Raw genomic sequence first — 18,600 nt, forward strand, 5'->3', positions numbered from 1 at the left:
TTCAGCATTTGGCGCCTTTTTCAAAAGTTTTTTCATGCTTCCGAAATCTTCCATTTTCCCAAACGCCTCTCCTGAAACCGCTTTCTTAGCCCCGATAGGAGCGGAAATCCTTTTTGGGCCGGGGTTCGGCCCAAAAAGATTGAAGCGCATAGCGGGAAAAAGCTCCCGATAAACATTAAAGATGGAATGATAAAGTTCCAATTACCAAACTTTGAATGCTTCGGCTCCGCTCAGCATGGCAAAATATACCTATATAATATTACAGGATGGTCTTCTGCATATATGCATAGAAAAAATAAACCCGACAGGTTTTGGAAAACTGTCGGGTCATTGTATTTAGTTCTATTATCTAATCGAAGCGGATGGCTTTTACTGGAGATATTTTCGTTATTATATATGAAGGAATTAATAACACCAAAAAGCAGACAGTAATAGTTAGCAAGTTTAATAAGAGTATATAAATCCAATTCAGATAGACTGGAGCCTGATTCACATAATAATTTTCAGGATTGAGCTGGATTACTCCAAATTGCTGCTGGATCAATAGAATTGAAATGCCTATTAGATTTCCCCAGAACAATCCGCGCAGAATTAAGTAAAAGGCGTTATACAAAAATATTTTACGGACTGACCAGTTATTTGCCCCCATCGATTTCAAAATTCCTATCATTTGGGTTCTTTCTAAAATAAGAACCAAGAGTGCCACTACCATATTGATTGTAGCAACTAAAATCATAACCCCTAGAATGATGACGATATTAAAATCAAATAATTGAAGCCAGTCAAAAATATAACTATATTTTTCTACAATGGTTTTTGTATCGAGATTAGACGAAGTTGATTCGTAAATTTTATTCCCTACAGCTTTTATTTCATTAAAATCTTTGACAAAAATCTCAAATGCCCCAATTTGATCTTCATTCCATTTATTGATTCTCTGAATATGTCGAATGTCACCAATTATATAAGTAGCATCAAAATCTTGGAAACCTGAATTAAATATAGCTGCAATTTTAAATCGGCGACTATTTGGCAGTTTGCCTTGTTCTTCTTTTATAAAAAAGGTATTGAACTCGTCTCCTATTTTCAAATTTAAGCGATCTGCCAGAAATCTTGAGACAATAACATCTTCATTCAATGCTTTAGTAAAATCTGGCAATTTACCTTCTACAATATATTCTTTTATATTGTTCCAATCGTAATCTGCTCCAACTCCTTTGAAAATGATTCCTTCGAATGCATTTTCTGTTCTTATAATTCCAGCTTTACTTGCGACTGCCTGAATATGGCTAACTTCTGGAACCGTTTTAAAATTGGGATAGAAATCTTGTTTCTTCGAAATTGGTACTGTTGTAACTTCTGAATTATTATTATCATAATTAGAAATTATAATCTGACCATTGAATGCCGAAACTTTGTCACGAATCTTTTTCTGTAAACCTATTCCTGTCGCCACGGAGACTATCATCATAATAATTCCAATTGCAATTGCAGAAATAGCAATTTTTATGATAGGCGCCGAAATACTGCTTTTATAATCTTTTGCAGTGATAAGTCTTTTGGCTATAAAATATTCTAAATTCAAATTATCAGTTTCTTTGGGTTGTTTAATCATTCCTTTCTCAAAAGTACATCTTAAAAAGGAAAATTGAGATGTTCTTGCAAACAATTGCCTGTTTTGATTTATAAAGGCAATTTCTTTTTCATTTCTTCTACTATATTATATGCCGCTGGACAAATTTCGACGTTTTTCAAAGTTAAGTTTGAAATCTGATAAAATTTGTTTCGATCTGTGTGTGGAAATTCTCGGCAGGCTTTTGGACGAACATCATAAATCATGCAATAGTTTTCATTATCCAAAAAAGTACAGGGAACACTTTTCAAAACATAATCTTTATCTTCATCAATTCGCAAATATTGATCAATAAATTGCTGTGGCTTTTGTCTAAAATGTTTTGAAATCCTCTCGATATCTGCCAAAGTAAATAATGGCCCCGTTGTTTTACAGCAGTTAGCACATTTTAAGCAATCCGTTTTCTTAAATTCAGCATCGTGCAAATCCTGCATAATGTAATCTAAATTTTTTGGCGGTTTCTTTTTAAGCTTATCGAAATACTTTTTATTCTCGTTATGCTTATCTTTGGCTAACTTACTTAAGTTATTTAAAATCTGTTTCAAGTTTAATATTTAAAGTTGATTTGCAAAATTAAACAACTTTGAACTTGAAACCTTAAACTTTGAACTAAAACAATGAAAGATCTTTTTGGGAAAGCAATATTTGATTTTTACACCAAAAACTCGCCTGAAGATATTATCACCGAAACTTCGATTTCTGAAGAAGACGAAATGAGTGTTGAATATCTTTTCCGCACTTATAATGAAATGCCTAAAATTGAGCAAAAGGCTTTGCAATTAGCTAAAGGAAAAATATTAGATGTAGGATGTGGCGCGGGAAGTCACGCTTTATCATTGCAAAATGAACGCAGTCTAGATGTAACCGCCATCGATATTTCAGAAAAAGCAGTTGAAACCTGCCGTCTTAGAGGAATAAAAAATGCTAAAGTTGAAAATATTTTAGATTTTGAAGGAGAAAAATTTGACACAATTTTACTTCTAATGAACGGAACAGGGATTTTTGGCCAGCTAAAAAACTGCAACAAATATTTATCTAAATTAAAATCCCTTTTAAATCCTGGTGGACAAATTTTAATTGACAGTTCTGACATCATTTATATGTTTGATGAAGATGAAGACGGCGGAAAATGGATTCCGTCTGATAATGATTATTACGGTGAGCTTGTTTTTAACATTAGCTATAAAGGACAAAAAGAAGAACCTTTTGACTGGTTGTATTTGGATTATAATACGCTTCAAAATGCGGCAATTGCCAACGGTCTTAACTGCGAGCTTATTCTCGAAGGAGAACATTACGATTACTTAGCTAAACTTTCCATTTAAAATAAACCATAAAACCATGAATGAACTAGATTTAGACAAATTAAAATATCCTATAGGGAAATTTACAGCGCCAGAACAATATTCTACAGAATATCTTTCTGAAAAAATCAAAGAAATTGAAACTCTCCCTGAAAAACTAGCAAAAGAAACGATTCATTTAACCGACGAACAACTGGATACTCCTTATAGACCTGGCGGATGGACAGTAAGACAAGTTATTCATCATTGTGCCGAAAGCCATATGAATTGCTATGTTCGCCTAAAATGGGCTTTAACAGAAAACAATCCTGTAATTAAGCCTTATGACGAAGTGCTTTGGTCTGAATTAAGCGACAATCTGACAATGCCAATCCAACCAACTCTAGATCTATTAAAAGGACTTCATTTCAGATTAGGCTATATCATGCGAAGTTTATCAACATCTGATTTAGAAAAAACCTTTGTACATCCTGCTGATAATTCAGAAATCAAACTTAAAAGAATGATCGGAATGTATGCTTGGCACGGAAACCATCATTTGGCGCACATTACCACTTTGAAAAAATATAAAAATTGGAAATAATAAAATCTGTTTACTTTTTACACAGTTTGTATACTTCCGTAAAACAAAAAAATCTCTTCACATGAAGAGATTTTTTTGTTTTACGGAATATTAAGATATTTATGCGTTTGCAACGAAACTCTCCATTTTGGATTATTCATAACATAATCAACAATAAGCGGAGTCATTTCTTCTTTTTTGCTCCATTCTGGCTGAAGGAATAAAATTGCATTATCATTTACTAATTCTGCTTGCTCTTCGGCAAAAATAAAATCGTGTTTATTGTAAATGATCACCTTTAACTCGTGAGCATTGTCATACACTGTTTGCGTTGGAAGCTTATTTTTTTTTGGTGAAAGACAAATCCAGTCCCAAGTTCCGGATAACGGAAAAGCGCCGGAAGTTTCAATATGCACTTTTAAATTTTTCTCTTTTAAACGTTCTGTCAAAAGCGTCATATCCCAAGACAAAGGTTCTCCGCCAGTTACAACAACTGTATCAGCGTATTTTGCAGCATTTTCAACAATTAAATCTACTTTCGTTGGAGGATGAATCTCGGCATTCCAGCTTTCTTTCACATCGCACCAATGACATCCCACATCACATCCACCAATTCTAATAAAGTAAGCCGCTCTTCCTGTATGTGAACCCTCTCCTTGAATGGTATAAAATTCTTCCATCAAAGGAAGCATAGCTCCTTTATTTACTTCTAATTGTATTTCTTTTGGTAACATTATACTATTTTAAGAGTGCAAAGATAGTCAATAATATACGGAACAAAAAACCGATAGTTTTTTGAACTATCGGTTTCTTTTTATTCTCTTTAAAATCTTCTAATTATTTTAAAGCTTTTATAGATTGTGTAGCATAAGAATTTGCAGGATCTAAAACCAAAGTTTTATTGAAATATTCAATAGCTTTAGCTTTATCTGTATTAGCATAAGCTGCACCAATGCCGTTGTAAGCTTCAATAAATTTCTTAGTTACAGCTGGCTTAGCCACTTCTTCTGCACCTTTAGCTGAAATTTTAGTAACATACTCTTCGTAGTTTTTAATGATCAAATCATCTTTGTCCAATAAAGAGTTGATTCTAGCTTTATATAAATATGCTTCATCATAGCTAGGAGCTGTAGTTAAAATTTTATCAAAAACTGCATCTGCTTTTCCTAAAGCAACAGCATCACGGCTTTCTTTTGGTTTACTAGCATTACCATAGTATAAAGAAATTCCATAATAAACACTGTCATCTAAGTAATTTTTAGACTCAGGGTTGTTTGCTCCAAGTTCAAAAATAGAAGCAGCTTGCGCATATTGCTTTTTACCGAATAATTCTTTTCCAAAATCTGCGAATTCTTCAACTACTAGAGGCTCTAATTCAATCGCTTTTTTGATATCTGCCAAACCAGAGTCAAAAGCCGCTTGATTTACCGTACCATCAGCTCCAGTTCCCTTTTTAATTTTAGCTAAACCTAAGTAATAGTAATCTCTTCCGATAACTTTGTTTCCTGGAGCTTTAATAAAATCTTCAATAGATTTAATAGCCACATCAACGTTTCCGTTTTCGTAAGCGGCATATCCTAAATATCTGTAGATTCTTGGATTTACTTTATCTTGTGCAATCATTTTGTTTGCAACAGTTTCTAACTGCTTGTAATCTTTTACCAAGATCAAGAAATCTGCGTGACGCATTTTAGAATCTAGAGAGTAATCTGTTAAACTTAAGTACTTCTCATAATTTGTAATTGCATTTTGCAAGTTAACTTTAGCAGTAGAAGGCTTGTTTCTTGCCCATTTGTAATATGTTTCAGCAAGCTCTCTGTAAACTGGCCCGTAGTTAGCATCTAATGCGATAACTTCATTGAATGACTTAATTGCTTCGTCATAAGATTTAGCCCCTTTTAATAAAACTCCTAATTGCATTTTCGCTCTCAACAAAGTATTGTCAGCAGTAAAAGCATCACGGTAAGCTTTATAAGCATCATTTTGGTTGTTTGCTCCGTAGTAAGCATCACCAATTGCTAATAATGCTTGTGCATTTTGAGGATCAACTAATAAAGCTCTTTTTAAAACTTCAGTAGCATTTTTATAATCTGGATTTTCAGAATTCATGTAAGCTCTAGCGATATAAATAAATTCATTTACATCTTTTTTCTTCATGTCTTTAGTTGCTAAAGCAAAATTAGCTTGAGCGGCTGCACTATTCTTAGCATCAAGATCTAATTGTCCTAATCCAATATAGTTTAAGTTTTTCTTATCTGAAGCCTGTAATCCATTATTGTAATAGATTTTTGCAGAATCGACAACAGATTGGTTTAAATAAACATTTCCTAAAACAAAATTTGCTTCCCCATCTGAAGGTTTACTCTTGATGATTGATTTAAGGATTGTTTTTGCTTTATCAAATTGCTCAGCATCAATTGCCTTCTTTGCTTGGTTGATATCTTGCGCTTTTGCCGCGGTAGCCGAAGCAACTAATGCAAGACTAAAAATTTTAAATTTATTCATCTTTATTGTAATTAATTTATTCTTTATCTTTTATAATTTCACTTCTAATCTTTAGTTTTCGTCCTGGAGTTTTATATGGCAGCAGTCCTGATTTTAAAACTATACGCTGTCCGATATCCCCTGCAATGAATGAAGCAAAGCCCATTCCAAGTCCTGAATAACCTTGACAATTGATAATAAACAAATCACGTGCCAAAGGATATTTTCCAATTTCTAAGTCATTTTGAGTAGGACTATAATATTCATTACTATTTAAGCCTTTAACATAAAGGACATTAATCTTATTAATCGTTTCAGTCATATCAGGTGTTGGCTGATAAAACCAATTTACACCAATAACACCAATCATTCCATCGTTTTCTGAAACAAATTTGATTACTTCATTATTTGTTTTAAATGAGAAAACTCCTGTTTTAGGTATTTCATTCACCTTCGCTAATTCCTTCATGTAACGAACAGTGCTTGAATTAGGATTATCGAAAACTAGGCCTTTAATTTTACCATCTGTTTTACCTTGCATGAAATCAATCACACTTTTCAACGCGATTAATGTATCATTATTGCTTTTGCTCGAAATAAAGGCAATAGCGTCATGAGCAAAAGGAGTTACCCTTGGCTTAATCTTGCTTTTGTCAAAACGAGCTACTTCTTCTGCAGTAAGATCCCGAGTCGTAATTGCAACTTTAGCTTTTTGATTTAATAAATCATTAATTACTTCAGCTTCCGATTTTGGCTTAACCGTAATTTTTGCATTATAGTAAGTACCTTCAAAAACAGCAACCTGATCGTCTACAATTTGCTTAACTGTTTCGTCAACCGCAATATCAAGTGATCCTTTCAAAATGGTCTCTTTTTCAGTTTCACTTTTGCTTTTTTGGTTGCACATGGCAAACAAAAAGACAAAAACAACCAAACCCAAAGCCTTACTATATTTCAACATAATTATTCTTCTTTTGAATTAATTAATCTTAAAAATCTTATTCCCGAATACACAATTAGCAATCCACCAAAGGCATATCTGTATTTCCATTCCATGTTTAGCGGAAGTTTTTCCCAAAACATAATCATTAAACCGAGCACAAGATAAATTAAAAAAAACAGTATTCCTAAAACAAGAAGAAATCGCTCTTTGAGCGATTTCTTCTGAATATTATTAAGCATATCTTTTAACATTATTCTGCAGATTGAATAGTAATAGGAAGAGAGTATAATACCCTAACTTTTTTACCATTTTGCTCGCCGGGAGTCCATTTTGGACATTTTTTAAGAACACGAATTGCTTCTGCTCCTGTACCATAACCGATATCTCTTAAAACTTTAATATCTGTTAATGACCCGTCTTTTTCAACTACAAACGTAACGTAAACTTTACCTTTTAAACCTTCTTCTTCTGGAGTTTTATAGTTGTTTCCTACGAATTTGTAGAATTTATCTATACCTCCTGGGAAATCTGGTTTTACTTCGATACCAGCTGTGTTATATACAGTGTTATCTTCTTGTACCACCTCTGCTACTGGTCCTTTTCCAACTGGCTCATCAACAGTTAAAACTGCATCTGGATCTCCTTTGATAGTCTCAGCACCAACTTTTTTGTCTTTTAAATCAACAATTTTTGGTGGGTCTTCAGTTACTTCTTCCGCTTTTGCAACCACAGGTTTAACGAATTTAACCTGATCCACTTTTGGTGGTGGTGGCGGTGGCGGTGGCATATTAGGCTTAACTTCCTCTTTTTTAGGAGGTAATTTTACCGCGGCCATCTTAACCTCTTTAACCTCTTCTTCTTCTGTAGAGTCTGGCAACAAACTCGCAATAAGAGGAGCAGCAACAGCAGCACTAAAGATAAGAGAACCAATAACAAGTGCTTTCACAGTTGTTTTTCCGTTTGATTTTCTCAGCTCGTATGCTCCATATATCTTATTACGTCCTTCGAATACGATATCAAGCCACTGATTTTTTATAATATCTAATTTCATACTTCTTGATTTTTAAGTCGATAAAACTAAGATCGCTCTTATTTTTTATCTATCACTTTTGCTTCTTCTGGTGTAAACTCAGGAACAATCGCATACGTATCAACTCCAGTGATAGCCATTTCGTCCAAGATATCAACCAAATTACGATAATTTGATTTTTTAGTTGGTTTAATGATCACAATGATTCCGTTTTTAGGTTTCCCTAAAGCTGCAGAATAAGCCAAAACATTTTTCTTTTGTTTTAGTAATTCTCTACGAATACCATCTTTACCATATGCAATGTCTTTTGGTCCCACTTTTGGTGTTGCCAATAACCCCATATAGTAAACCATTTTATTATCGCCACCTAACATTACTGTCATAGTACGATTCTCGTCTACCTTAGTATCCTTAGCATCTTTTTCGTTATCATCTTTATTAGGCAATGATAAATCCATCGATTGAGGTTTTGACAACGAAGTAGTTAACATAAAGAATGTAATCAATAAGAATGCCAAATCCACCATCGCTGTTAAATCGACTTTCGAATTCTGCTTTTTACTTCTTACTTTACCACCTTTACCACCACCGCCGTCGCCGGTATTTAATTCAGCCATCTTAGTGTATATTTTTTAATTAAAAGTCTCTTCCTCTTTTACCTGTAACTAAGTTAAAGGAATTGATTTTCTGATCTTGCAAAATATCCATAATCTTTTTGATTTTTGGATATTCTTCTTTAGCATCTCCTTTAATCGCAATCTGCAATTCTTTGTCATCTAAATCAATTGTAGCTCTTCTAGAAATTAGAAGCCATTCTTTTAATTGATTATCTAATGAATCCAAAGGAATTCCAGGTTGGTTTGCTTTGGTTCTTTCCGCCGCTTTCATACCAATGATTTGCTTTAAACCTGTAATTGGCACACCAAAATCATCCATAAGAGCAAATTTGGTTTTATCTTCTTCTGAAAATTCAATACCATATTTTGCACCCATACCCTCAAGAGTTCTTTTACGAACTTCTCTTCCTTTGATGTCAAAAAATACTTTCCCTTTTCCTACTGTAATAATAGCCAAATCAGTATCTGGCAGTTTACTTATCGCAACAGAAGCAGGCATATCTACAGGTAATGCCTCAGGCACCTTAGCAGTAGCGGTTAAGATAAAGAACGTAAGCAAAAGGAACGCTACGTCACACATCGCAGTCATATCTGTCGATGTAGACTTCTTTTTCATTTTAATTTTAGCCATTATCTTTTATTTTATTTTTTTGATAAAAAATATCAAAAATTAATTATTGTCTTAAACTTCCTCTGAATTTTCTGTAAGTATTAACGATAGTAGTACCAGCCTCATCGATAGAGTAAGTTAAATCGTCAATTTTAGCAGTAAAGAAGTTGTAAGAAATAATTGCTAAGATAGAAGTAGAGATACCTGTAGCAGTATTGATAAGTGCCTCAGAGATACCTGTTGCAAGAGCAGCTTGGTCAGGAGTACCAGCAGAAGCTAACGCACCAAACGCTTTAATCATACCAGATACAGTTCCTAATAATCCTCCTAATGTACCTAAAGATACTAAAGTAGAGATAATAGTCATGTTTTTCTCTAACATTGGCATTTCTAATGAAGTTGCCTCTTCAATTTCTTTGTGGATTACTTCTGAAGCTTCTTCGCTGTTGAATCCTTCTTTCTTAACATCTTGGTATTTTACTAAAGCTGATTTAATTGCGTTTGCAACTGAACCTTGTTGTTTGTCGCAAGAAGCGATAGCAGCTTCGATGTTTCCTTCTTTAATACTTCCTTGAACACTTTTCATGAATTTGTCAAGGTTAGCTTTTCCTGCAGCTTTACCGATAACAATAAATCTTTCAATAGAAAAAACAACAACCATTAAAAGCATACCTAACAATGCTGGTACAATGAAACCTCCTTTGTACACCATCCCTAAAGTATTGATTGGGTGACCTGTCTCAGAGTTTCCTCCTTCAAAGTTAGCTGGATTCCCCATGATTACTTTCCAAATAAACACCCCTACTATGATACACGCAACAATAATGATTCCCGTAATCAATCCTCCCCCATTTGAAGTGCTTTCTTTTTTAACTTTAACGTTTGCCATTTTTTTTAATTTTAATAGTTTTAAATAATTTTTATTTTTTAGTTATATTTAACTTGTAGAGGAGCAAATTTATACGTTTAGTTTAAATAAAAAAACTTTTTTTAATTTAATTGACCGAAATTTAACTTGAAATTAAAAAATATCTCATTAATTTGCTGACATCATTTTTTAGATAAAACAAAAAAAAGGACGATAATTAGAAAAATTACAACGTTTTAGTAAATATTCAAAGATTCCTTTGATATCTTCTTAAAAAGCTGAGAATTTTTTTTTTATTAAATTTTCAATCAAAAAAAGCTTTTTCTTACTAAAAAAAACCACATAAAAAGCGCCCAAAAACAAAGCAATATTCATAACAATCTAAATTACAAATAAAAACATGAATAAAAAAGAGAATTTTATTGCAGACATAAAAACTGGGTACTCATCTAAGGGCGACAGCATCATACTTGGAGGTGCAATTCTTGATGGTGAGCCAATTGCAGAAGCACATGTCAAAATTCCGTTAAAAACTTTAAATCGTCACGGGTTAATTGCTGGTGCAACCGGAACAGGAAAAACCAAAACAATTCAAGTTTTTTCTGAACAGCTTTCTAATGCGGGAATTCCTGTATTGATGATGGATATTAAAGGCGACTTCAGTGGTATTGCCAAAGAAGGTAAAGAAGAAGGTTTTATTACAGAACGTCATGCTAAAATTAATATACCTTATAATGTAGCAGCATTTCCTGTTGAATTGATGTCTTTATCTAAACAAAATGGAGTTCGCCTTCGTGCTACAGTTTCTGAGTTTGGACCTGTTTTATTTTCGCGAATTTTAGATTTGAATGATACGCAGGCAGGAGTCGTAGCAGTTATCTTTAAATATTGTGATGATAACCAAATGCCTTTATTGGATTTGAAAGACATTAAAAAAGTAATCAATTATATTACTGAGGAAGGCAAAGACGAAATAGCTGCTAGTTATGGAAAAATTTCAACGGCTACAACAGGAACAATTCTTAGAAAAATTATTGAACTAGAACAGCAAGGCGGCGATTTGTTTTTTGGCGAATTATCATTTGAAACTGATGATTTAATGCGCATTGATGAAAACGGAAAGGGTTATGTAAATATCATCCGCTTGACGGATATTCAGGATAAACCAAAATTATTCTCGACTTTTATGTTAAGTCTTTTGGCCGAAATTTATCAGAAGATGCCAGAAAAGGGAGATGCGGAACAGCCTGAACTGGTAATCTTTATTGACGAAGCACATTTAATTTTTAATGAAGCCAGCAAAGCACTTCTGGAACAAATCGAAACAATAGTAAAACTGATTCGTTCTAAAGGTGTCGGAATTTATTTTGTTACGCAAAATCCAATGGACGTTCCGAGTGGTGTTTTGGCTCAATTAGGACTAAAGATTCAGCATGCGCTAAGAGCTTTTACTGCAAATGATCGTCAGGCAATTAAAAAAACAGCAGATAACTACCCTACTTCACCTTATTATAAAACAGATGAATTACTAACGAGTTTAGGAATCGGTGAAGCTTTAGTAACAGCATTAAACGAGAAAGGTATTCCAACTCCGCTTGTTGCTACTATGATGCGTGCACCAATGAGCCGAATGGATGTTTTATCTCAATCCGAAATTGACGAAATAAACGGCAAATCGAAATTAGTTAAGAAATACGCTGAGGAAATTGATCGCGAGAGTGCTTTTGAAATTTTAAACAAAAAACTAGCAGATGCTGCAGAAGCTGCAACTCAGCAAGAAGAACAAGCTCCAGCTAAAACATCAAAATCAGGACCTAGCACTACAGAAGTTGTCACAAAATCTGTTCTGAAAGTGGTAACAAGCGCTACTTTTATAAGAGGTGTTTTTGGTGTATTGACCAAAATCTTTAAGAAATAAAACTTAAACCATATAAGTTATATAAGTTCATTTAATTTTATATGTCTAATTATATTAAACCACTAAATACCAAACCCGGCAGGTTTTAAAAACCTGTCGGGTTTACTACACACAAAGCATTATATTAACTTATATGGTTTAAAATATTTATGCTTTCTGTAGGAGCTCCAAAATCTTATTTTCAACTTCTGCTCCATCCCAGATGTTTTCGATATTTTCCATTCTAAGAACCTCTTCCATAATTCCGTTTTGATAATCTCCGATTGCCAAAGCTTCGGCATAAGGACGGTCGCTAAAAGTAACACGGCTGTAAAGCGGAATCCATTTGTCTGGATGTTTGTCTGAAAAGACTTTTTCTATTTTCTTTTGCAGCAAGAATTTTTCATCAGCTGTTTTGGTACTCATTTCTAAGAAATTTCTATACGAAAGCTCAGCAATGGCATCTGCATTTGGCTTTCTTGAGATCTGATATTCCGAAAATATTTTCTTCCAATCGTCTTGGTACTTTTCAATCATTTCGCTCAAAACAGTGATATCTTCAAAACCAGCATTCATACCTTGCCCATAAAACGGAACTATGGCATGACAAGCATCTCCAATTAAAGCAATCTTATTTTCGTAAGTCCAAGGGAAACATTTCATGGTAACCAAAGTACTTGTCGGATTTTTAAAGAAATCATTTGCCAATTCTGGAATTACTTCTATCGAATCTGGGAAATTTTTCTCGAAGAAATCTTCAACCATTTTGCGGTCGGTTAATGATTCAAAAGAATTTTCTCCTTCAAAAGGCATAAATAAAGTGCATGTAAAACTTCCATCAAGATTAGGAAGTGCAATTAACATGTACTCGCCTCTCGGCCAAATATGAAATGAATTTTTATCTAACTTATGTGTTCCATCTGGATTGGCTGGAATATTTAATTCCTTATAGCCCATATTCAAAAATTCTTGAGAATAATTAAACATGCTCTGACGCTGCATTCTGTGACGGATTCTAGAGAAAGCGCCATCGGCACCAAAAACCATATCGAACTTTCTTTCTTCCCACTCGCCTCTTTCGCTCTCACCAATATGAAGTGTCGCATCGCTCAAAGTAACGTCCCAAACTTTTTGTTCAAAATGAAATTCGGCTCCAGCTTCTTCAGCAAGATCGATCATTTTTCTGTTTAGTTTTCCTCTTGAGATAGAATATATAGATTCGCCTTCCTGTCCGTAATTCTGAAAATTTAATTTATCTACCAAATGAATGGCGCGTTTATCCATCGGAATTGCTATTTCTCTAACTGAATCGCCAACGCCTACTGCATCCAGAGCTTTCCAGCCACGGTTTGACATTGCTAAATTAATAGAACGTCCAGAAAAATTTATATTTCTAATATCGGGACTACGGTCATAGACATGAACGGTGTGACCCGCTCTTTTAAGATAAATTGCCAGAAGTGACCCTACAAGTCCTGAACCAACAACTGCAATTTTTAATGATGTTTGCATCGAGGGAAAATCTAATATTGGGTCGTAAAAATAACTAATAATTATACATGAGCCTTAAAATAAACGAACAAATGTTGTAAATAATGATTCCCGAAGATTTATCCCGTTTCTCAATAATTTAAAAATATAACAAAATGTTATTTTATTAAATTTATTTGCAGAAATTAAACAATTAGTTTTGTATTAAAATATTTCCATAAGTTAAACTCAAAATTCATGAACAGCGAAATTCTACAGTCAGACATTATATTAGAGAATGAAAAAGTGCTTTTAGTTCCGTTTGAAAGCAAAAGAAATATAGAACTCAATGAAATTATTTTTGATGATGAAATCTGGAAGTATATGGGAATGTATATCCGAAACAATCAAGATTTTGAAAACTATATAAAAAGTACATTACAACAAAAAGCTGATGGAATTTGTTATCCATTTCTTATTATAGATAAAGCTACAAATAGAGTTGCCGGAAGTACTCGTTATGGCTATTTGAATCACGCAAGCCAAAAATGTGAAATTGGCTGGACTTGGTACGGCAAAGATTTTCAGGGAACTGGTTTAAATAAAGCATGCAAATATGAACTATTGAATTTTGGTTTTGAAAATATTAAATTTCGAAGAATACAATTCAGTGCAGATCTTGAAAATTTAAGATCTCAAAAAGCAATTGAAAAACTGGGCGCTCTAAAAGAAGGTCTTTTTAGAAACAATTATGTCGATTCTGAAGGAAAAAGTAAAGATGATGTTTATTACAGTATTATTTTGGAGGAATGGCAGAATGTTAAACGAGATAATTTCAGGGAGTTTGTTTAAACAATAACCCAGAAAAACTGTATTTTAGTCTGCGATTTTAAATTATGAAATCACAGACTAAAATGCAGTTATACTCTGAACATTATGTAAATCCTAAAACGGAGCGATTCGTCAACAAAATCTGGTGTTTAGACAACAGCATCGGCGAAAGTCTGATCGAAAACAAACTTGTTCTGCCAAACGGATGTTTCAATCTAGCTTTTGTAAATGGAAATTCCATCGAAGTTCATACGAGTAAAGCCATATATGAGATGAACGAAGGTGTTTACTTTTGTTCTCAAATGACTAATAAAGTTTTGGTTAATATACAGCCAAAAACTAAAGTTATCATTACTCAACTGCATACTTGGACACTTTCAATGTTTCCGAAATATGATTTAAGTGATTTTACCGATTCTATTATCAAAATTAATCCTGAGGAATTGCCTTTTAAAATTCAGATTGATTCTGATATTGAAATGATTTTAAATACAATAAATAGCTATTTTGAAGCTTTATCTGATTCAAATTCAGAAAAAAATACCATTGAAAAAATCTGCGAAATTATTAAAAACAAAGAAGAAGTCACTGTTTCAGAAATTAGCGACACTTTAAAATCTTCTCAACGCTCACTTCAAATTAAGTTTAAAACAGCAACTGGATTAACGATTAAAAAATATATTCAGATTTTGAAATTCAGAAAATCGGTCGATCAAATGGTGAATTCTGATTTAGAAAGACTAAAACTGACTGATGTTGCACTTTACAGTAAATATTTTGACCAGTCGCATTTTATCAAAAAATTTAAAGATGTGACTAAAACTACGCCAAAAACGTTCGATCCCGATTCGTATTTTCTTTCTCATAAAAGATAAGTTTTCGCATTTGTACAATTTTGTGAGTTTTGATTGATTTACTTTTGCAGAATCATCAATCAATAATCAATCACAATGAAAATCAATCAATTCTTTTTTCAGTTAAAATCTCTTTTAATTGGAATTTTATTCTTCCAAATCCAACTTGGATTTTCTCAGGAGGAAAAAAGTTCAGCTTTATATAAAACCATTATGTCAAAAGACAGTCTTCTTTTCAACATTGGTTTTAATACCTGCGATGTAAAACAATTTGAAAATCTTTATACGGAAGATTTTGAATTTTACCACGATAAAGACAGTGTTTCTGATAAGGCACGATTTCTAAAAACGTTTCAAAATGGCATCTGTTCTCCAACAAGAAAATATAATTATCGAAGAGAATTAATAGACGGAAGTACCGAAATTTATCCTTTATATAAAAATGGTGTTTTATATGGTGCCATTCAAATGGGAACGCATCGTTTTTACGAAAGTTCTGTTGGAAATAAAGAACAAGCTGGAAGTTTTGCCAAATTTACCCATTTATGGCTTTTAAAAAATAAAGAATGGAAATTGGCCAGATCGCTGAGTTATAATCATCAAATGACAAGTTCTACTGCTGGCATATCAAATCTTTTTGACAATGATCAGGAAACCGAAAAATGGCTTAACGAAAATAATGTTCCAGCTTTGGGAATTGGAATTATTGCAGACGGAAAACTAAAACAGGTAAAAGTTTTTGGCGAACTCAAAAAAGGCATTTCTGCACCATATAATACAATTTGGAACGTGGCTTCGCTAACAAAACCTGTAACTGCTATAACCGTTTTAAAATTAGTAAGTGCCGGAAAATGGGATTTGGACGAACCGCTTTATAAATATTGGACTGATCCTGACATTGCAAAAGATCCTTATTTAAAATTACTGACCACGAGAATTGTTTTGAGTCATCAAACGGGTTTTCCAAATTGGAGATCTTTTAATGAATCTAAAAAATTAGATTTCAAATTTAAGCCTGGGACTCAATATCAGTATTCTGGAGAAGGATTTGAATATTTGCGAAAAGCTCTCGAGAAAAAATTCCACAAAACATTAGATCAATTGGCTTCAGAATTAGTTTTTGAACCTTTAAAAATGACCGATTCTCAATTGATCTGGAATGATAAAATAGATCTTTCGAGATATGCCATCAATTATGACAAAAACGGCAATGCTTACGAACCAACTAAAAATAAATCGGCAAATGCAGCCGATGATTTATTGACCACGATTGGAGATTATGGCAGATTTTTATCGAGCGTTATAAATAGCGAAGGATTAAGCAAAAAAGTTTTTGAAGATATGATTTCGCATCAAGTTCAGACCAAAAAGAACAAATATTTTGGTTTAGGTTTTGAAATCTACGATTTAGGAAATGAAAACTATGCTCTATCTCATGGCGGCGCAGATCAAGGCGTTCAGACTATCTTTATTTTGCTTCCCAAAACGAAACAGGGTTTGGTAATTTTTACCAATGTCGATGACGGCTATAAAGTTTACGAAAATATTGTGGTGCATTATCTCGGAGAAAACGGTAGAAAAATAGTCGATATCGAAACAAAATAATTTTCCACTTCAATCAGATATTAACTTTAATCTGAAAACATGCTAAAATTATTTATCCTTTTATTATTGTACATAAGTAAAATTTTGACTGCTTAATAGCATTAAAAATATTTGTTAGTTATGAGCATAGACCTAGTTTTAAAGCAACAGGTCTGTGCTCTACTTTTTTATATTCTGAAAAAAATAAAAAAAACAACTTTTTGTTGAAACCAAATTGCAAATCAATCGTCTAAAGTTTTAAGACATCTATTTATTCCGTAAAAAAATCATATTTTTGATTAATACACTGAATATCTTTTTGTTGCAAAGTTTCAATCATCAATCAAAAAGCGAATCATTTTCACCAATCTTAAACCATAATCAATTCATTATGAAAAAATCAATCAAACTTATTGCACTTTTTGTTGCCTTTCAGTTTTCCTCCTTTAGCACTTTTGCCCAAGATAAAGCACAGCAAATTGAACAGCTTCTTAACAAATATAACGAATACGGACAATTTAACGGTTCTGCTTTGGTAGCAGAAAATGGAAAAGTAATTTTCAAAAAAGGTTTCGGTTCTGCCAACATGGAATGGAATATTCCGAATCAGCCTGATACTAAATTCAGATTGGGTTCCATCAGCAAACAATTTACCGCTCTTTTGATTGTAAAACTGGCAGAAGAAGGAAAAATCAAACTAGATGTTCCAATTACAACTTATCTTTCAGATTATCCAAAAGAAAATGGAAGCAAAATCACGATTCATCATTTATTGACTCATACCTCTGGAATTCCAAATTATACTAACGCGCCAAATTTCCTTAGAGATAAAGCAAAAAACCCTTATACTCCAGAAGCGTTTGTAAAGACATTTTCTAGTCTTCCGCTAGATTTCGCTCCAGGGGAAAAGTTTAATTACAGTAATTCGGGTTATTTCTTATTAGGATACATTATCGAAAAAATTACAGGCAAAACATACGAGCAGAATTTACAGGAAACGATTTTTACGCCTTTAAAAATGGTTAATACAGGTTATGATCATAGTGAAGTTATTATAAAAAACAGAGCCGCTGGTTATGAAAAAGAAGGAAAGAAAATTGTCAATGCCTCTTATATTGACATGAGTATTCCGTACGCCGCTGGATCTTTGTATTCTACTGTAGAAGATTTATATTTATGGGATCAAGCGCTTTATACCAATAAATTGCTTTCTGAAAAATCAATTGAATCTTTATTCAAACCTTACATTAAAGCATGGAATGGTTTCTACGGATATGGATGGTCAACTTATGAAGTGCCAAACGGAAACGATAAATTGACTGTTGTTGAGCACGGAGGTGGTATCAACGGATTTAATACCATTATTTCTCGAATTCCTAAAGACAAAAATCTTGTTGTTTTATTGAATAACACTGGTGGAACTGTTTTAGGAGAAATGAATACAGCAATTCGTGCCATTTTATACAATCAGCCATTTAATCAGCCAAAAAAATCGTTGGCTCTTGATTTATTAGATATTTATAATGAAAAAGGTGCAACGGCTGGAACAGAAGCCTACAAAAAGCTAAAAAGCGATCCAACTTATGCCATTAAAGAAGGTGACATGAATAGAGTTGGATATCAATTATTGCAAACTGGAAAAAAGAAAGAAGCTATCGAAGTTTTCAAAATCAATGTTGATGCGTTCCCAAAATCAGGAAATGTTTATGACAGTTTAGGCGAAGCATATTTGGCTGACGGAGACAAAAAATTAGCAATGGTCAACTATAAAAAATCTGTTGAATTGGATCCTACAAATGAAGGCGGGAAAAAAGTTTTGGAAGAGCTTTCTAAAAAATAAAAGCAGGCAATTATATATTAAAGTGGCTCCGAAAAAGTAGATATAAAATCTATTTTTTCGGAGCTTTTTTGTT

19 protein-coding genes are annotated in these 18,600 nt (G+C 33.2%); 7 read left to right on the top strand and 12 right to left on the bottom strand.

Going from position 1 to position 18,600, the window contains the following annotated elements; all coding sequences use genetic code 11:
- The 3 genes from NU08_RS22435 to NU08_RS07195 all read right to left on the bottom strand — a co-directional run.
- The coding region (locus NU08_RS22435; protein WP_207214060.1) for a hypothetical protein at positions 1-201 on the bottom strand (201 nt) is incomplete at its 3' end.
- 148 nt (positions 202-349) lie between these two features.
- The gene (locus NU08_RS07190) at positions 350-1,585 is read right to left on the bottom strand and encodes an ABC transporter permease (protein WP_129746733.1); all 1,236 of its coding nucleotides are present in this window, start codon (positions 1,583-1,585) and stop codon (positions 350-352) included.
- Between the two features lie 98 nt (positions 1,586-1,683).
- On the bottom strand, positions 1,684-2,178 hold the full coding sequence (locus NU08_RS07195; RefSeq protein WP_066033485.1) for a YkgJ family cysteine cluster protein: 495 nt from the start codon (positions 2,176-2,178) through the stop codon (positions 1,684-1,686).
- Between the two features lie 72 nt (positions 2,179-2,250).
- Here NU08_RS07195 and NU08_RS07200 point away from each other — a divergent pair, with 72 nt between their 5' ends.
- Both NU08_RS07200 and NU08_RS07205 read left to right on the top strand, forming a co-directional pair.
- Positions 2,251-2,958: a class I SAM-dependent methyltransferase gene (locus NU08_RS07200; protein ID WP_129746491.1), complete on the top strand. Its 708-nt coding sequence runs from the start codon at positions 2,251-2,253 to the stop codon at positions 2,956-2,958.
- A 16-nt stretch (positions 2,959-2,974) separates the two neighbouring features.
- Entirely contained in the window at positions 2,975-3,520 is a 546-nt protein-coding gene (locus NU08_RS07205) for a YfiT family bacillithiol transferase (protein WP_129746492.1), read from the top strand.
- Positions 3,521-3,600: 80 nt separating this feature from the next.
- Here NU08_RS07205 and NU08_RS07210 read toward each other — a convergent pair whose 3' ends face one another.
- The 8 genes from NU08_RS07210 to NU08_RS07245 all read right to left on the bottom strand — a co-directional run bounded on the left by NU08_RS07210 (position 3,601) and on the right by NU08_RS07245 (position 10,072).
- Complete coding sequence (locus tag NU08_RS07210; RefSeq protein ID WP_066033483.1) at positions 3,601-4,233, bottom strand: 7-carboxy-7-deazaguanine synthase QueE; 633 nt, start codon at positions 4,231-4,233, stop codon at positions 3,601-3,603.
- 103 nt (positions 4,234-4,336) lie between these two features.
- On the bottom strand, positions 4,337-6,004 hold the full coding sequence (locus NU08_RS07215; protein ID WP_129746493.1) for a tetratricopeptide repeat protein: 1,668 nt from the start codon (positions 6,002-6,004) through the stop codon (positions 4,337-4,339).
- Between the two features lie 16 nt (positions 6,005-6,020).
- The gene (locus NU08_RS07220) at positions 6,021-6,944 is read right to left on the bottom strand and encodes a PstS family phosphate ABC transporter substrate-binding protein (RefSeq protein ID WP_129746494.1); all 924 of its coding nucleotides are present in this window, start codon (positions 6,942-6,944) and stop codon (positions 6,021-6,023) included.
- A 2-nt stretch (positions 6,945-6,946) separates the two neighbouring features.
- The gene (locus NU08_RS07225) at positions 6,947-7,177 is read right to left on the bottom strand and encodes a hypothetical protein (protein ID WP_111365906.1); all 231 of its coding nucleotides are present in this window, start codon (positions 7,175-7,177) and stop codon (positions 6,947-6,949) included.
- Positions 7,177-7,977 carry an energy transducer TonB gene (locus tag NU08_RS07230; RefSeq protein WP_111365904.1) on the bottom strand — a complete coding sequence of 267 codons (801 nt, stop codon included), beginning with the start codon at positions 7,975-7,977 and terminating at the stop codon, positions 7,177-7,179. Before NU08_RS07230 ends, NU08_RS07225 begins: the two co-directional genes overlap by 1 nt.
- Positions 7,978-8,015: 38 nt before the next feature.
- The gene (locus tag NU08_RS07235) at positions 8,016-8,573 is read right to left on the bottom strand and encodes an ExbD/TolR family protein (RefSeq protein WP_129746495.1); all 558 of its coding nucleotides are present in this window, start codon (positions 8,571-8,573) and stop codon (positions 8,016-8,018) included.
- 19 nt (positions 8,574-8,592) lie between these two features.
- Entirely contained in the window at positions 8,593-9,204 is a 612-nt protein-coding gene (locus tag NU08_RS07240) for an ExbD/TolR family protein (RefSeq protein ID WP_129746496.1), read from the bottom strand.
- Positions 9,205-9,247: 43 nt separating this feature from the next.
- Positions 9,248-10,072, bottom strand: coding sequence for a MotA/TolQ/ExbB proton channel family protein (locus NU08_RS07245; RefSeq protein WP_129746497.1), 825 nt, complete (start codon positions 10,070-10,072; stop codon positions 9,248-9,250).
- Between the two features lie 379 nt (positions 10,073-10,451).
- Here NU08_RS07245 and NU08_RS07250 point away from each other — a divergent pair, with 379 nt between their 5' ends.
- The gene (locus NU08_RS07250; protein WP_129746498.1) at positions 10,452-11,969 is read left to right on the top strand and encodes a helicase HerA-like domain-containing protein; all 1,518 of its coding nucleotides are present in this window, start codon (positions 10,452-10,454) and stop codon (positions 11,967-11,969) included.
- 147 nt (positions 11,970-12,116) lie between these two features.
- On the opposite strand, the gene NU08_RS07255 is transcribed toward NU08_RS07250, so the two are convergent.
- Positions 12,117-13,460 (bottom strand): FAD-dependent oxidoreductase, encoded by a 1,344-nt coding sequence (locus NU08_RS07255; RefSeq protein ID WP_129746499.1) that lies wholly within the window; start codon positions 13,458-13,460, stop codon positions 12,117-12,119.
- Positions 13,461-13,676: 216 nt separating this feature from the next.
- On the opposite strand from NU08_RS07255, the gene NU08_RS07260 reads away from it, so the two are divergent.
- From NU08_RS07260 to NU08_RS07275, 4 genes are all read left to right on the top strand, one after another.
- Entirely contained in the window at positions 13,677-14,270 is a 594-nt protein-coding gene (locus NU08_RS07260; protein WP_129746500.1) for a GNAT family N-acetyltransferase, read from the top strand.
- Positions 14,271-14,314: 44 nt separating this feature from the next.
- Positions 14,315-15,124 (top strand): helix-turn-helix transcriptional regulator, encoded by an 810-nt coding sequence (locus NU08_RS07265; RefSeq protein WP_242502506.1) that lies wholly within the window; start codon positions 14,315-14,317, stop codon positions 15,122-15,124.
- Between the two features lie 75 nt (positions 15,125-15,199).
- On the top strand, positions 15,200-16,708 hold the full coding sequence (locus NU08_RS07270) for a serine hydrolase (protein WP_129746501.1): 1,509 nt from the start codon (positions 15,200-15,202) through the stop codon (positions 16,706-16,708).
- 370 nt (positions 16,709-17,078) lie between these two features.
- A complete protein-coding gene (locus tag NU08_RS07275; protein ID WP_129746502.1) occupies positions 17,079-18,527 on the top strand; it encodes a serine hydrolase in 1,449 nt (482 codons plus the stop codon).
- Positions 18,528-18,600 lie beyond the last annotated feature (73 nt).

It is taken from the genome of Flavobacterium anhuiense (genome assembly GCF_004151235.1).
Classification (GTDB): Bacteria; Bacteroidota; Bacteroidia; order Flavobacteriales; family Flavobacteriaceae; genus Flavobacterium; species Flavobacterium anhuiense_A.

Coding starts and splice junctions, on each gene's coding strand:
- NU08_RS07225 (WP_111365906.1), bottom strand. CDS start 7,177: ATGTTAAAAGATATGCTTAATAATATTCAGAAGAAATCGCTCAAAGAG.
- NU08_RS07250 (WP_129746498.1), top strand. CDS start 10,452: ATGAATAAAAAAGAGAATTTTATTGCAGACATAAAAACTGGGTACTCA.
- NU08_RS07245 (WP_129746497.1), bottom strand. CDS start 10,072: ATGGCAAACGTTAAAGTTAAAAAAGAAAGCACTTCAAATGGGGGAGGA.
- NU08_RS07275 (WP_129746502.1), top strand. CDS start 17,079: ATGAAAAAATCAATCAAACTTATTGCACTTTTTGTTGCCTTTCAGTTT.
- NU08_RS07270 (WP_129746501.1), top strand. CDS start 15,200: ATGAAAATCAATCAATTCTTTTTTCAGTTAAAATCTCTTTTAATTGGA.
- NU08_RS07265 (WP_242502506.1), top strand. CDS start 14,315: ATGAAATCACAGACTAAAATGCAGTTATACTCTGAACATTATGTAAAT.
- NU08_RS07210 (WP_066033483.1), bottom strand. CDS start 4,233: ATGTTACCAAAAGAAATACAATTAGAAGTAAATAAAGGAGCTATGCTT.
- NU08_RS07255 (WP_129746499.1), bottom strand. CDS start 13,460: ATGCAAACATCATTAAAAATTGCAGTTGTTGGTTCAGGACTTGTAGGG.
- NU08_RS07260 (WP_129746500.1), top strand. CDS start 13,677: ATGAACAGCGAAATTCTACAGTCAGACATTATATTAGAGAATGAAAAA.
- NU08_RS07205 (WP_129746492.1), top strand. CDS start 2,975: ATGAATGAACTAGATTTAGACAAATTAAAATATCCTATAGGGAAATTT.
- NU08_RS07240 (WP_129746496.1), bottom strand. CDS start 9,204: ATGGCTAAAATTAAAATGAAAAAGAAGTCTACATCGACAGATATGACT.
- NU08_RS07200 (WP_129746491.1), top strand. CDS start 2,251: ATGAAAGATCTTTTTGGGAAAGCAATATTTGATTTTTACACCAAAAAC.
- NU08_RS07215 (WP_129746493.1), bottom strand. CDS start 6,004: ATGAATAAATTTAAAATTTTTAGTCTTGCATTAGTTGCTTCGGCTACC.
- NU08_RS07230 (WP_111365904.1), bottom strand. CDS start 7,977: ATGAAATTAGATATTATAAAAAATCAGTGGCTTGATATCGTATTCGAA.
- NU08_RS07235 (WP_129746495.1), bottom strand. CDS start 8,573: ATGGCTGAATTAAATACCGGCGACGGCGGTGGTGGTAAAGGTGGTAAA.
- NU08_RS07220 (WP_129746494.1), bottom strand. CDS start 6,944: ATGTTGAAATATAGTAAGGCTTTGGGTTTGGTTGTTTTTGTCTTTTTG.